Here is a 13,506-nt window from a genome sequence, read left to right as displayed (position 1 = left end):
TTCCACCCCGGCCACGGCCCTCCGGCCGGCGGTACGCAACCGGTGGGCTCCGTACCTTCTGTTCCCTGTCGTCGGCTTCGGTAATCACCGATCGGCCGCCCCGGCTCGCGCCGGTGACCGCGTCGGGGCGGTTCGTGACCGCCCCGACCCCGGACCGATCAGCTCTCGAACAGGGTGTAGACCCGGTCGGCGGCCTTCACGACCTTGTCCGCCGGAGGCTTCTTCACCTCGGGGGCGGCACCGTAGTCGGCGTACTTCACAGCGACGTCGTGCGCCGGGAAACCACCTGCGGCCGGCATCGTGAGGACCAGCTCGGTCAGCCGGCCCTGAGGGTCGAGGGTGGCGGTGAAGGGCACCGCGGCGGCCTTGCCGCCCAGCTCCTTGACGAACTCCTCGTCGATCGCCCCGGCGTCGGTGGCCTTGGTCAGGTCGACGGTCCCCGTGTAGCGGCCCTCACCGGCCTTCTCGATGTCGGAGGCGGCCTTGACCAGTTCCTCGCCCCCGGCCGGGTCGTAGTCCTCGGCCCGGTCGAACGTCAGCCCCTCGACGCCTTCGGCCCTGGCCGGGTCGACCTTCTGGTACTTGCCGTTCATCGCCTTCAGGTCGCGGAAGTAGTCGAGCAGTGCCCCCTTGACGTCGACCTTGATCCACTGCTCGCCGTCGATGTGGGTGTGGTGGGCGGCGATGGTGAGGTCCTCGGCCTCGGGACCCCGGATGGTCACTCTGATCTCGGCGCTCGCTGCCGGCAGGTTGAGCGTCCCGCTGCCGCTGGTAGGGCCGTCGCTGGCGACGGTGAAGGTGTAGTCGCCCTGCTGAAGCTCCTTGGTCGAGGCGAGCAGGGCCTCCCTCGGGTCGGCCGGGATCGCCGGACCGGCGGTGGTGGCCGCTTCGGCACCGGGGGTGGTGGGGTCGCCCGAACCGCAGGCGGTCAGCGCGGGGACGAAGAGTGCGGCGGTGAGGAGGCTCGCGCTCCACCGACGAAGTTTCACGTTGTTCTCTTTCTGCACAGCGGCGACCCCGACGCCTTGTCGCATCGGGGCGGAGCCGGCGCAGCTTAACCACGATCCACAGTGGAGGGCGATCCACTTCTCGGCGGTGACACCCGGCCGGTCAGCGCAGGGAGATCGCCAACTGGCGTAGTTCGTTGTCCCGCGCGTCCCCGATCACCAGTACCGTCCGTTCCGGCTCCAGCAGGACGTACGCCTGCTCGTTGCCACGTGCGGTGTACCGCTGCCAGCTCCGCCCGTCCAGGTCCACCGCCCCCTGGGGCTGCCCCGCGGCGGTCAGCTCGGTCGGGAGGAGGCGTTCCGGCGGCACGTTGCTCTGCACCAGTTGGGCACCGCGCCCCTCCGGGGTGACGTACCCGATGCGCAGGTTCGACCCGTCGTCCACCGTCTGGAAGTTGGCCCGGATCGGCCGCCAGCTGTCGCCGAGCCCGGTGGGCTCGCTGACGGGGAAGAGGGCCGCGGACCGGGCCTGGTCGATGGCGGGGGCGGTGTCGACGGTGACCGGCTGGTCGCCGCCGAGGAATCCCCGGTAGAACGCGAAGAAGATCGCGATCGGCACCAGCAGCACCAGCATGGAGATCACCATGTCCCGGGGGCGGCGCCCGGCCCGGTCCGAGGCCGGGGGCACGCCGGGGGCAGGCTCGCCGTCGACGTGCACGGCCGCCCCCTCGGTCGCGGGGGCGGGAGTCCCCTCCTGGGGGCCGGACGAGACCACCGGGGGCTGGCCGTCCGGCGGCGTCGAGTCGGCGGGTACGCGGTTGGCAGAGTGTGCGGGTTCCACCATTCCATCTTGACAGGAGCCCGGTTGCCGCGTTCGGCACCACCACCTAGGTACCCCGGCGTTAGATTGGCCACCGAGTGGGGACGCCGAATCGACCACCGTGTGAGGATCAGCGGCACAGCCGGCGGCGGCCGCACGCCGGTCCACCCCGCAACGTCGCGAGGAGGAGCCGTCAATGACGAACACCAGGACCCGCATCCCACAGAACCTGGACCGCAACCTGGCCCTGGATCTGGTCCGGGTGACCGAGGCGGCGGCGATGGCCGCCGGCCGATGGGTCGGCCGGGGCGACAAGGAGGGCGGCGACGGAGCCGCCGTCGACGCCATGCGCAAACTGATCAACTCGATCCCCATGCGGGGCGTCGTGGTGATCGGCGAGGGCGAGAAGGACAACGCCCCGATGCTGTTCAACGGCGAGCAGGTCGGCGACGGCACGGGCGCGGAGGTCGACGTCGCCGTCGACCCGATCGACGGCACCACCCTGATGAGCAAGGGCATGCCGAACGCCCTCGCGGTCCTGGCGGTCGCCGAGCGGGGTGCCATGTTCGACCCCAGCGCGGTCTTCTACATGGAGAAACTCGCCGTCGGGCCGGACTACGCCGACGTGGTGGACATCGACGCCGGGCCGGCGGAGAACATCCGACGGATCGCCCGGGCCAAGGGCACCGACGTGTCCGAGGTCACCGTCTGCGTCCTGGACCGACCGAGGCACGCCGAGCTGATCGACCAGATCCGGCACACCGGGGCGGGCATCCGGTTCATCTCCGACGGCGACATCGCCGGGGCGATCGCCGCCGCCCGGGGCGAGTCCGACGTCGACGTGCTGATGGGCGTGGGCGGCACCCCGGAGGGGATCACCTCGGCGTGTGCGCTCAAGTGCATGGGCGGGGTGATGCAGGCCAAGCTCTGGCCGCGCGACGACGCCGAGCGGGAGAAGGCGCTGGCCGCCGGCCACGACCTGGACCGGGTCCTCACCACCGACGACCTGGTCACCGGAGACAACTGCTTCTTCGTGGCCACCGGGATCACCTCCGGTGACCTGCTGCGGGGGGTCAGCTACCGGGCGGGCGGGGCGTACACCCAGTCGATCGTGATGCGGTCCAAGAGCGGCACCATCCGGGTGATCGACTCGTACCACCGGTTGGAGAAGTTGGCCCTCTACTCGGCGGTCAACTTCGACGGTCGCCCCCTGGCCGAGCAGGAGTAGACCACGGACGGCTCTCTTCCCCCCACCTCCCGCCGGATCGCCGGGGTCGCCCTGGCCACCGCCTCCGGCGTCGCCGTGGCCGTCCAGTCCCGGATCAACGGCGAACTCGGCGTACGCCTGGCCGACGGGATCGCCGCCGCCGTGGTCTCGTTCGGCCTGGGGCTGCTGGTGCTGCTGGTCCTGGTCTCCGCCACCACCTCCGGTCGGCGCGGCGTGGCGGCGCTGCGTACCGCCCTGGCCACCGGAGCGCTCCGCCCGTGGCACTGCCTCGGCGGCGTGTGCGGGGCGTTCCTGGTGGCCGCCCAGGGGTTGACCATCGGCACCCTGGGGGTGGCGATCTTCACGGTGGCGGTGGTCGCCGGGCAGACCGGCAGCAGTCTGCTCGTCGACCGGGCCGGGATCGGTCCCACCGGCCGGCAACCGGTCACCGCACCCCGACTGGCCGGGGCGGCCCTGACCGTCCTGGCGGTCCTGCTGGCGGTCGGGGACCGACTCGCCGACCCCGGCGCGTTGGCCCTGGCAGTCCTGCCTCTGCTCGCCGGTGTCGGCATCGCCTGGCAGCAGGCGGTCAACGGTCGGGTCCGGGCCGCCAGCGCCAGCACGATGACAGCGACCGCCGTGAACTTCACAGTCGGCACCGTCGCCCTGCTCCTCACGTTCGCCGTCGAGGTGGCGGTACGCGGTTGGCCGACCGGGCGGTTCCCCACCGAGCCGTGGCTCTACCTCGGCGGCCCGCTGGGCATCGCCTTCATCGCGGTGGCCGCCGCACTGGTCGGGCTGACCGGGGTCCTGCTGCTCGGGCTGGCCACCATCGCCGGGCAGATCGTCGGTGCCGTCGCCCTGGACCTGGTCCTGCCGACGGCGGCCTCCCAGCCCGGGCCGACGACCCTGATGGGGGCGGCGCTGACCCTGGTCGCCGTGCTCGTCGCCGCCCTCGCCCCGGTCCGACGCTCCGGCAGCACGCCCGGCCCGACCCGGCGGTGACGCGGTCGGTCAGCGGGCGGTCAGGGGGTACGGGTCGGAGTCGTCGGTCGACCGTCGCCGGAAGATGATCGCCGCGACGAACCCACCGAGCAGCCCGAACAGGTGCCCCTGCCAGGAGATCCGCTCGTCGGTGGGGAGGATCCCGATGAGCTGCCACCCGTAGAGCAGGCCGACCAGCAGGACCACTGCGAAGTTCCACCAGCTCCGCTCGACGATGCCGCGCATGAACAGGATCCCGAGGTAGCCGAAGATGACTCCGCTGGCCCCGACCACGATGGAGTTGGGTGAGCCGGTGAACCAGACGCCGAGCCCGCTGACCAGGATGATGACCAGGGTCGACCAGAGGAACCGGCGGAGCCCGGCGGCCAGGACGAAGGTCCCCAGCAGGATCAGCGGGATGCTGTTGCTGTAGAGGTGGTCGAAGCCGTGGTGCAGGAACGGTGAGAAGAAGACCCCGTCGAGCCCCTCGATCCGGCGCGGGATGATCCCGGCGGCCATGTCGAACCCGGCCCCCAACCAGACGTCGAGCGCCTCGATGAGGAAGAGGACCGGCACGACGGCGCACATGGCGACGAAGGCCCGGCCGAGCGAGGCGTAGAACGCCTCGGTGCCGAACCGGTTGGGGTCGTTGCCGCCTGGGCCCAAGGTCACCCCCCAAGAGCTATCAGCAATCGGCCCGGCCCGCCACCTCTGCGAGGTCGATCGGGTGCGCAAACGTCGACGGCGGGGTGTGGGCGATCCCACACCCCGCCGTCGTGGCGGACCACCTGTCGGTCAGTACGATCCGGTGTTCTGCGACTGCTGCCAGGCTCGGCAGGGGGTGTTGTAGCGACCCTCGATGTAGTTCAGACCCCACTTGATCTGGGTGACCGGGTTGGTCTGCCAGTCCGACCCCACCGAGGCCATCTTGTTGCCGGGGTAGGACTGCGGGATGCCGTACGCGCCGGAGGACGGGTTGCGGGCCAGGTGGTTCCAGCCGCTCTCCTTGTTCCACAGCTTGTTCAGGCAGGGGAACTGGTCCATCCCGAATCCGGCCTGGACCATCATCGAGCAGCCCGTACGGCGGTTGCCGCTGAACTCGGTGCAGGAGTCCGGGACGGGTCCCTCGAACGGTCGGGAGGCTCTGGCGGCTTCCTTCTCCGCCTTCTCCTCCTCGGCCTTCTTGCGCTCGGCCTCCTCGCGTTCCTTCTTCCGGGCCGCGGCGGCCCGTTCGGCCTCCTTGGCCCGCTCGGCGGCCTCCTTGGCCGCCTTGGCCGCCCGCAGCTTGGCCTGGTACTCCGCGCCCCGCTGCTGGGCGGACCGGACCTGGTGCCGGGCCTGCCGCTCGCGCTGGTACTCGTGCTCGGTCTTGTCGACCTCGACGGCGACGCGGGCGATGGTGCCCTGCTGCTCGGTCTCCTGGTTCTCACCCAGATAGAAGCCGCCGGCGACGCCCACGGAGAGCAGTGCGACGGCAGCCGTGCGGGCACCCAAACGGCTCCACAGCCGACTCACGAAGTAGTCCCTTCGTCGGGGGCAAGGAAACGGTGCCGGGCACGTCCACCCGGGTCGGACACGGCACCGCGAGCGCCCCGACCCGTCGTCGGCGGCAGCCGACGCGTGGACTCCCACCCGATGCCGGTCGCCGCCTGTGACGAACGACCACCGACGATGTGCGTGATACGCGGGCGCTCGTGGGACACGATCGCGCACAGTGAGGCGGATGGGAAACGAACGACCCTATTTGTGATTCGCACCACACGGCAAATACCACCATGGTGGCGCAAAGCAGTCAAGTAGCCACTGTCAGGTCGGCACGTCCTCCAACAGATCGGTGACCATCGCCGCGATCGGGGACCGCTCCGACCGGGTCAACGTGACGTGCGCGAAGAGCGGGTGCCCCTTGAGCGCCTCGATCACCGCCGTCACCCCGTCGTGCCGCCCCACCCGCAGGTTGTCCCGCTGGGCGACGTCGTGGGTGAGCACCACCCGTGAGCCCTGACCGATCCGGGAGAGCACCGTGAGCAGGACACCCCGCTCCAGCGACTGGGCCTCGTCGACGATCACGAACGCGTCGTGCAGGCTCCGGCCCCGGATGTGGGTCAGCGGCAGCACCTCGATGATGCCCCGGGCCATGACCTCCTCCAGGACGTTCTCGTGCACCACGGCCCCGAGGGTGTCGAAGACCGCCTGCGCCCAGGGCGACATCTTCTCCGTCTCCGAGCCCGGCAGGTAGCCGAGCTCCTGGCCCCCCACCGCGTACAGGGGACGGAAGACGATCACCTTCTTGTGCCGCCGTCGCTCCATCACCGCTTCGAGGCCGGCGCAGAGCGCCAGGGCGGACTTGCCGGTGCCCGCCCGCCCGCCGAGCGAGACGATCCCGATCGACTCGTCGAGCAGCAGGTCGAGGGCGACCCGCTGCTCGGCGGAGCGGCCGTGTACGCCGAACGCCTCCCGGTCACCCCGCACCAGCCGTACGGTCTTGTCCGGCAGCACCCGCCCGAGCGCCGAACCACGGGGCGAGTGCAGCACCAGCCCGGTGTGGCAGGGCAGCCCGGCCGCCTCGTCGAGGTCGAGGGTCTCCCCGCCGTAGAGCGCACCGACCTGCTCCTCGGCGAGCTGGAGTTCGGTCATCCCGGTCCAGGTGGGGTCGCTGGCCTGACCGTGCCGGTACTCGTCGGCGGCCAACCCGACCGAGGCGGCCTTGACCCGCAGCGGCATGTCCTTGCTGACCAGGGTGACCTGTCGTCCCTCGTTGGCCAGGTTCAACGCGACCGAGAGGATCCGGGCGTCGTTGGACTCGTTGCGGAATCCGGGCGGAAGGACGCCGTCGTCAGTGTGGTTCAGTTCCACCCGCAGCGTGCCGCCGAACTCGTTGGCCGGCACCGGCTGGTCGAGTCGGCCGTGGCGGATCCGCAGCTCGTCGAGCATCCGCAGCGACTGACGGGCGAACCAGCCCAACTCCGGGTGGCTCCGCTTGCCCTCCAACTCGGAGATGACCACCAGAGGCAGCACCACCTCGTGCTCGGCGAACCGGTGGAAGGCTGCCGGGTCGGACAGGAGCACCGAGGTGTCCAGGACGTACGCCTGGCCGGCTGGTCGGGGCTCCTGACGGTCGGCCGACGCCGTGTCCGCCGTACGGCGGCTTCGGGTGGCGCGGCGGGTCGTGGCTTTCGCGGCCGGAATCTGGTCGGCTCCGGCGTCGGTACGGCGAGTAGTCACAGGCCTGCTCCGACGGATGGGCACCCGCCACCCGTATTCCGCCTCCTCCGGCGCCCGGGGACACAGGGTCGGATGCGGGCCCCGTGCGCGAGGCGCAGATCCGGGCTGACCGGCTGGCCCGGGAGAACCCCGCGCCATGACTAGACGCTAGCCGCGCCGACGCCCCGGGGCTAGGGGTTCGCTACGGATCTTCGGATTCCAGCAGGTGAACGTGAGGATCAGGGCACTCGTGGAGGTCGGACCGACGCCGGGTACGCGGCGAGCCGGCCGGGATGCATGCCCCCTGCGCGCATCCCGGCCGGCGGGGTCGCCGTCCCTCTCGGACGACGGCCCCCCGGTGCGCCCTCGCCGCGCACGGCGCACCGGACCGGTTCGGGTGTGGCTCCCAGCAAAGCGGGTCGAGTCAACCGACCCGCCGGACGAGGGTGCCTGTGGAGTGTCGGGCGGCCCCCCGGGCGGCCGGCGCGCCGAACGAGGACCCGGTGTAGGTGGTCCCCGCCCGGTTCACCGACTCGACCTGTCGGGCGGGGACGGCCAGGGCCGAGGCGATGGCGGCCTGGGCGTCCCGGCGTCGCCGGCTCCAGGCGCCCCGGTCGCCGTCGAAGTAGCCCTGCCGGTAACCGAACCGGTAACCGATCCGGTAGCTGAGCTGCCCGTGGAGTCGGCCGGCCGCATAGCTGGTCGAGCCGAGGAGCAGGACGAGGAAGACCGCGAGGAAGGGGCTCATCCGGCGGCCCCGGCAGGTCGGCCGGGTCGGCCGGTCGTCGCCGGGGAGGCGGCGACGGGGGTCAGCAGCCGGTCCACGTCCCCGGTGCCGACCTCCTCGACCAGTTCGACGCTGATCCGGCAGCCGTCCTGGACGACCTCGGCCACCGAGAGCCGATGGATCTCCCCACCGGCGTCGTACACCCGGACGCTCAGTTCCGGGCAGCCGAGATGGGTACGCCAGGCGTCCCACTCGGCGTGGTCTCCCACGTTCAGCGACAGGTGACGGCTGCCCCGGGCCAGGTAGAGGCGCCAGGGGGCGCTCAGCCCCGCCGCCACCCCCTGGGCGACCAGACCGAAGGCCCGGGCACGGGTTGCGAGATCGGTCACCGGGCCTCCCGGGTTCGGGGCGGGTGACACCGGTGAGCACTGGAGGTCTCAGGCACGTGGCACACCGTAGAATGTCCCATGAACGTGACAGTATCAGCTTTTCGTCTGTTTACGGCCGCACCCACGAGCATCTATCCTGCGCCGGTGATACCCCTTTTCACGTGCGCTCTTGCCCTTCCCGGAAATCCGAATGTGTTGTCACGTTCACGTGACAGGAACGCGCTTGCCCGATTCGGGAGGGGCAACGGGTCGTACCGTCACGTAGTGACCGGGACCGCTCACGCACGGAAGATTGCCTTCGCCACCTTCGTCCGCCGTGCCCTCGACGACGCCCGGGCGACCCGTGCCTGGAGCGGAACCGAGGTCTCCCGCCGCACCGGGGTGTCCCGGCAGACGATCAACCGCTGGGTACGCGGAGACTGGGCCAGCGACCCCGAAGCCGAACGGGTCGTCGCCTTCTGTGAGGGGCTCGGCCTCAACCCGGCGGCGGCGTTCGGTGCGCTCGGCTGGGACCGGACCACCCCGCCCCGCAGCGCCCCGGCACCGCCCCCGATGGACCCCGACGTGGAGGCCCTGCTGCGGCGGCTGGTCGACCCCAACGTCTCCGACGCGGAGAAGTTCCACATCCGGGAGACCATCCGCTACCTCGCCTACCGCCCGACCCTGCCGGTCGACGGGCGACGACGGGGGCGCAAGGCCGGATAGCCGCCCGGACCGGCCCGACGGCCCCCGGGGACCGGGCCCGGACCGGGCCGAGACCTTCTCGGATGACGAAAGTCGATGCCGACGGTCCGGACGTTTTGCCTCCCCCACTCCCACCGGGCGCGCTACCGTCCGTAAACGTACTGCTTGGGCTCGTCGTCGGGTGGGGGACGGGACAAGGCCGAACCAAGCCCTGCGGGACAGAAGGAGGGGTCTGTCCATGACCCTGAAGTGGCTGGCAGTCGTGGTCGGGGCGGTGTCCCTGACCGTGGTGTTGACAGGCAACGTGGTGGTCGGCGTCGTCTCCGGTGGGCAGTTACCGCTCGTCGTCAACCTCGTCGCGCTCACCGCCGCCGGGACCTCGGTGGTGGTGGCCGTCCTCGCCGAGCTGACCGAGCGGCTCAACAACAGGCTCAGTGCGCTCACCGACTACCTGGTGGAGCGGCTCGACGAGGTCGAGGAGTCCGCCGGGGACCGCAACGCCGGGTTCGTGGAGGGTTACCTGCTCAGCCACCGCCCGGAGGCCACAGTCGTGCCGTTCGTACGCCCCGGCCGGGGTGCCGTCGAACGCTGACCGCGCCCGGTGGTCGGTCCCGTTCGCATCCTCACAACAGCGATTGCCGCGCCGAGACCGGGGTACGCTGTCGCCCGTGCCGTCGTTGAATCTGGGCAACCAGCAGCCGAAGACCCCGCTGAACGCCGACCAGGCCTGGCGGGAGACCGCCCCCCGGGCCGCCGAGACCGTGCTCTTCTTCGACTTCGACGGCACACTCGCGCCGGTCGACGACGATCCCACAGCGGTCCAGCCCGCCCCGAAGGTGCTCGCCGCCATCGAGGCCCTGGCACCGGCCGTCCAGCGGGTGGCGATCGTCTCCGCCCGCCCGGTGGACTTCCTGCGCGACCACTTCGGTGGGCTCACCGGCGTCGACCTGTACGGCCTGTACGGGCTGGAGCACAGTCACTCCGGGGGCGAGACGGTGACCGAACCGGCCGCCCTGCCCTGGGTGCCGACGATGGCCGAGCTGACCGAGCTGGCCCACGCCGAGCTGCCCACCGGGACCCTGATCGAGTTCAAGCGGCTCTCCGTCGCGCTGCACTACCGGACCGCCCCGAGCCTCGGCCCCACCGTCGAGCAGTGGGGGCGGGAGCAGGCGGAGCGGCTGGGCCTGCGGGTCCAGGTCGGACGGATGGTCCTGGAGCTCAAGCCCCCCGTCGACCGGGACAAGGGCATGGTCATCGACGAGGTGGTGCAGACCGCCGGTGGCGCGTGGTATTTCGGCGACGACGTCTCCGACATCAAGGCCTTCGCCGCGCTGCGGGCCCGGGCCGCCGCCGATCCCAGCTTCGTCGGTGTCTGCGTCGCAGTGGCGAATCCGGAGACCGGTCAGGAGGTCGCCGAGGCCGCCGACCTGACCATCGATTCTCCCGCCGCGCTCGGCGACTTCCTCCAGACCGCCGCCCACCACCTGCCCTGACCGGGGCGGGAGGGGGTCAGGTGCCGAACCGGCGTTGCCGGGTGGCGTACGACCGCAGCGCCCTCAGGAAGTCGATGTGCCGGAAGTCCGGCCAGTTCAGCTCGCAGAAGTAGAACTCCGAGTGAGCCGACTGCCACAGCATGAAGCCGGAGAGCCGCTGCTCGCCACTGGTCCGGATGACCAGGTCGGGGTCGGGCTGACCCCTGGTGTAGAGGTGCTCGGCGATGTGCTCGACGTCGAGGGTCTCGGCCAGCTCCTCCAGGGTGCCACCGGCCGCTGCGTGCTCCACGAGCAGTGAGCGCACCGCGTCGGCGATCTCCCGGCGGCCGCCGTACCCGACGGCGATGTTGACCTCGGCGCCGCCGCTGCGGTCGACGGTGCGCTCCTCGGCGGCCTTGAGTGCGGTGGCGGTCTGTGCGGGCAGCAGGTCGAGCGCGCCGACCATCCGCAGCCGCCACGGGTTGCCCTCCTCGGACAACTCGACCACCAGGTTCTCGATGATCTCCAGGAGCGGGTCGAGTTCCCGGGCCGGTCGGCGCAGGTTGTCGGTGGCCAGGAGATAGAGCGTGACGTGCCCGATCCCGGCCTGGTCGCACCACCCCAGCAGATGCTTGATCTTGGCAGCGCCGACCCGGTGGCCGTCGTTGGGGTCGACGTACCCCATCTCCCGGGCCCACCTGCGGTTGCCGTCGCACATGACACCGACATGCCGGGGCACCGGCTTACCAGCGAGCTTCGCCGTGAGCCGGCGTTCGTACACCGAGTACATCAGGTCCCGCGGATTCATCACTTGCAGAGTAGCGACCCCTCGACAGGTTCAGGGCCGCGGAGCCGGAACGTGCCGCAGCAGACACCCGCCGATCCGCCCCAAGGTCCGAACATCCAACCGACCGTCGCCGAGCCCCAACTCGACCACGGTCCGGTAGACCCGCTCGTCACACCCGGCCGCCCGGACGGCCGCGTCGACGATCCGCCGGTGCCGCCCCAGCCAGGCCGCCACCGAACTGTGCCGCAGGTGGGTGCCGAGCCGACGGCGCAGCGCCTCGGCGTACCGTCGGGCGGCCGCCGGCCCGGGTGACCCGGCCGCCGCCGCACCTGCCAACGCGCCGGAGAGCAGGGCGTAGAAGATCCCCTCCCCGGTGAACGGGTTGATCAGGGAGAGCGCGTCCCCGGCGAGCAGCACCCGACCCCGCCCCGCTACCGGGCGGTGGGTGGACAGCGGCAGGTGGTGGGCGCGGAGTCGCTCGACGGTCGCCGGATCGGTCTCCGGGAGCAGGTCGGCCATCCGTTCCAGCAGGTGCGTCCGGGTCAACCCGTCACCGCGCAACACCTCCCCGTACCCGACGTTCGCCCGTCCGTCGCCGATCGGGAACGACCAGGCGTACGCCGGCCAGCGCGCCGCCGAGGTGGCGATGAACTGCTCGGCCGGACCGGGGCGGGCCGGGGCGTACCCCCTGATGGCCAGCGCCAGGTGGCGGCCCGGGTTGACCGGCTGGCCGAGCGCCCGACGGACCACCGACCCGGCACCGTCGGCACCCACCACCGTCCGGGCCTCGACGACGCCGTCCAGGACCACCCGGTCCGCGCGGACCTCCACCCGGCGTACGGTGTGGCGGCGCAGCTGCGCCCCGGCCGCCTGGGCGGCGAGCACCAGACGGGCGTCGAACACCTCCCGGGGGACGGTGTACGCGGGTCGGGGCAGGGGCCGGGCCACCGACCCGCCACCGGGGGCGATCATCCGCAGGGCGGGCAGCGGGGCGTACCCGTCGACCGCCCCGGTGACGCCGAGCTGGTCGAGAACGTCGAGCGCGTGGGCGGCGATACCGTCCCCGCACGCCTTGTCGCGGGGGAAGTCGGCCCGGTCCAGCAGGAGGACCTGCGCGCCCCGCCGTCGCGCCGCCAGCGCAGCCGCCGCCCCCGCCGGGCCGGCACCCACCACCACCAGGTCGAACACATCCGCCACCACCCCATCCTCACCCCCACCCCCACCCCACCCACCCACGCCGCACCGACCACCCCACCGTTTCCCCCATTTCCCCGCGCCCCCGCCGCCCCCCGCCGGCTCCCCCGCCGCCGGCTCCCCCACCGGTTCCCCACGTTGATCAAGGGGTTTGCGTCACCCGGAGTTCGGATCCTGACGCAAATCCCTTGATCAACGGACCTCACCGACCGGACCGGTGGGTGGGGTGGGGGTGGGTGGGGCTCGGTGCAGGGAGTAGAGGGTGAGTCCGGCGGCGGCCAGGAGGGGGGTGGCGTCCCGGAGGAGGCCGTCCACGCCGAGCAGCCACCAGCAGAGGGGAAGGTGGACGGCGAGGACCCCGAGGGTGATCGCGACGAGGAGACGACGGGCCCACCGTCGGCCCCGCAGCAGGAAGATTCCGCAGAACAGGACCAGGTTGCTCACCACGATCCCGGCGACGAACCAGAACACCACCGCCGGGGCGGCCAGCAGCCGACCGTCCAGGATCGCGCCCCCGGCGACCAGCGCCGGAATCAGCATCAGCGGGCTGTAGGTCAGTGCGGCGACCCGCCCGGCCAGCAACCATCCGGCCGCCTCCGGGCGCTTCGGGGTGACCTCCTGCCAGGCGATCCGGCGTCCGGACAGGACCAGCCCCTTACGGTGCCGGACCAGGTGGGCGGTGACTGTGGACGAGCGGTACAGCAACCAGACCACTGCCACGCAGAGGGCGGTGAGCAGCGCGAACCCCACCACCCCCGGCATCGGGGGCACACCCTGGCGGGGCACGATCAGCCGGGCCACCGCGAAGACGGTGGTGACGGCGAGGATCAACCCCAGTGGTCGGGCCGCCGCCCGTCCCCGTCGGACGTGTCCGATCAGGATCAGAAATCCGAGGGTACGCAGCAGCGCCCACCCGGTCCGGACGGCGAGCCCGAGCCCAGGGTCCGGGGCGTACCAGAAGTTGAGCAGCTCGACGACGACTGTCGCCACCGCCGTGACCCCGAGCAGCACCACCAGCGCGCGGACGGCGGACGGCCGCCGGACCTCATCGGTCCCGGCGGCCGTCCGAGTGGCCTGCGCCGTCTCCATGGCAT

Annotated in this window: 15 protein-coding genes; 5 read left to right on the top strand and 10 right to left on the bottom strand. The window is 71.7% G+C overall.

Going from position 1 to position 13,506, the window contains the following annotated elements:
• Positions 1–158: 158 nt before the first annotated feature.
• Positions 159–989, bottom strand: coding sequence for a hypothetical protein (locus WHN02_RS08875; RefSeq protein ID WP_434742889.1), 831 nt, complete (start codon positions 987–989; stop codon positions 159–161).
• A gap of 121 nt (positions 990–1,110) precedes the next feature.
• On the bottom strand, positions 1,111–1,788 hold the full coding sequence (locus WHN02_RS08870; protein WP_434742888.1) for a DUF4245 domain-containing protein: 678 nt from the start codon (positions 1,786–1,788) through the stop codon (positions 1,111–1,113).
• A gap of 175 nt (positions 1,789–1,963) precedes the next feature.
• Between WHN02_RS08870 and glpX the strand changes: the two genes are divergently transcribed.
• Positions 1,964–2,995, top strand: coding sequence for a class II fructose-bisphosphatase (glpX, locus tag WHN02_RS08865; RefSeq protein ID WP_434742887.1), 1,032 nt, complete (start codon positions 1,964–1,966; stop codon positions 2,993–2,995).
• Positions 2,996–3,031: 36 nt separating this feature from the next.
• Complete coding sequence (locus tag WHN02_RS08860; protein WP_434743882.1) at positions 3,032–3,979, top strand: DMT family transporter; 948 nt, start codon at positions 3,032–3,034, stop codon at positions 3,977–3,979.
• 9 nt (positions 3,980–3,988) lie between these two features.
• Here WHN02_RS08860 and WHN02_RS08855 read toward each other — a convergent pair whose 3' ends face one another.
• From WHN02_RS08855 to WHN02_RS08835, 5 genes are all read right to left on the bottom strand, one after another.
• The gene (locus WHN02_RS08855) at positions 3,989–4,630 is read right to left on the bottom strand and encodes a rhomboid family intramembrane serine protease (protein ID WP_434742886.1); all 642 of its coding nucleotides are present in this window, start codon (positions 4,628–4,630) and stop codon (positions 3,989–3,991) included.
• Positions 4,631–4,753: 123 nt separating this feature from the next.
• Complete coding sequence (locus WHN02_RS08850; protein ID WP_434742885.1) at positions 4,754–5,473, bottom strand: lytic transglycosylase domain-containing protein; 720 nt, start codon at positions 5,471–5,473, stop codon at positions 4,754–4,756.
• Positions 5,474–5,764: 291 nt separating this feature from the next.
• Positions 5,765–7,180, bottom strand: coding sequence for a PhoH family protein (locus WHN02_RS08845; RefSeq protein ID WP_434742884.1), 1,416 nt, complete (start codon positions 7,178–7,180; stop codon positions 5,765–5,767).
• Positions 7,181–7,583: 403 nt separating this feature from the next.
• Positions 7,584–7,907: a hypothetical protein gene (locus WHN02_RS08840; protein WP_350897301.1), complete on the bottom strand. Its 324-nt coding sequence runs from the start codon at positions 7,905–7,907 to the stop codon at positions 7,584–7,586.
• Complete coding sequence (locus WHN02_RS08835; RefSeq protein WP_434742883.1) at positions 7,904–8,275, bottom strand: hypothetical protein; 372 nt, start codon at positions 8,273–8,275, stop codon at positions 7,904–7,906. The genes WHN02_RS08840 and WHN02_RS08835 overlap by 4 nt, the downstream gene beginning before the upstream one ends.
• Before the next feature lie 264 nt (positions 8,276–8,539).
• Between WHN02_RS08835 and WHN02_RS08830 the strand changes: the two genes are divergently transcribed.
• From WHN02_RS08830 to otsB, 3 genes are all read left to right on the top strand, one after another.
• Entirely contained in the window at positions 8,540–8,980 is a 441-nt protein-coding gene (locus WHN02_RS08830) for a helix-turn-helix domain-containing protein (protein WP_434742882.1), read from the top strand.
• Positions 8,981–9,197: 217 nt separating this feature from the next.
• Positions 9,198–9,551, top strand: a complete 354-nt coding sequence (locus WHN02_RS08825; protein WP_350897304.1) for a hypothetical protein — start codon at positions 9,198–9,200, stop codon at positions 9,549–9,551.
• A 76-nt stretch (positions 9,552–9,627) separates the two neighbouring features.
• Entirely contained in the window at positions 9,628–10,452 is an 825-nt protein-coding gene (gene otsB / locus WHN02_RS08820) for a trehalose-phosphatase (RefSeq protein WP_434742881.1), read from the top strand.
• Positions 10,453–10,468: 16 nt separating this feature from the next.
• Here the strand turns inward: otsB and WHN02_RS08815 are convergent, their stop codons facing one another.
• The 3 genes from WHN02_RS08815 to WHN02_RS08805 form a co-directional block, all read right to left on the bottom strand.
• Positions 10,469–11,239, bottom strand: coding sequence for an isoprenyl transferase (locus WHN02_RS08815; protein WP_350897306.1), 771 nt, complete (start codon positions 11,237–11,239; stop codon positions 10,469–10,471).
• Positions 11,240–11,269: 30 nt separating this feature from the next.
• Positions 11,270–12,406 carry a geranylgeranyl reductase family protein gene (locus tag WHN02_RS08810; RefSeq protein WP_434743881.1) on the bottom strand — a complete coding sequence of 379 codons (1,137 nt, stop codon included), beginning with the start codon at positions 12,404–12,406 and terminating at the stop codon, positions 11,270–11,272.
• 198 nt (positions 12,407–12,604) lie between these two features.
• Positions 12,605–13,501, bottom strand: a complete 897-nt coding sequence (locus tag WHN02_RS08805) for a hypothetical protein (protein WP_434742880.1) — start codon at positions 13,499–13,501, stop codon at positions 12,605–12,607.
• Positions 13,502–13,506: the final 5 nt, after the last annotated feature.

The sequence above is a fragment of the Micromonospora sp. SH-82 genome (genome assembly GCF_051132485.1).
Lineage (GTDB): Bacteria > Actinomycetota > Actinomycetes > Mycobacteriales > Micromonosporaceae > Micromonospora.
Note: the sequence above shows the minus strand (reverse complement) of the source record. Positions and strands in the feature narration are given on the sequence as shown.

Coding starts and splice junctions, on each gene's coding strand:
- glpX (WP_434742887.1), top strand. CDS start 1,964: ATGACGAACACCAGGACCCGCATCCCACAGAACCTGGACCGCAACCTG.
- WHN02_RS08840 (WP_350897301.1), bottom strand. CDS start 7,907: ATGAGCCCCTTCCTCGCGGTCTTCCTCGTCCTGCTCCTCGGCTCGACC.
- WHN02_RS08825 (WP_350897304.1), top strand. CDS start 9,198: ATGACCCTGAAGTGGCTGGCAGTCGTGGTCGGGGCGGTGTCCCTGACC.
- WHN02_RS08815 (WP_350897306.1), bottom strand. CDS start 11,239: ATGAATCCGCGGGACCTGATGTACTCGGTGTACGAACGCCGGCTCACG.
- WHN02_RS08805 (WP_434742880.1), bottom strand. CDS start 13,501: ATGGAGACGGCGCAGGCCACTCGGACGGCCGCCGGGACCGATGAGGTC.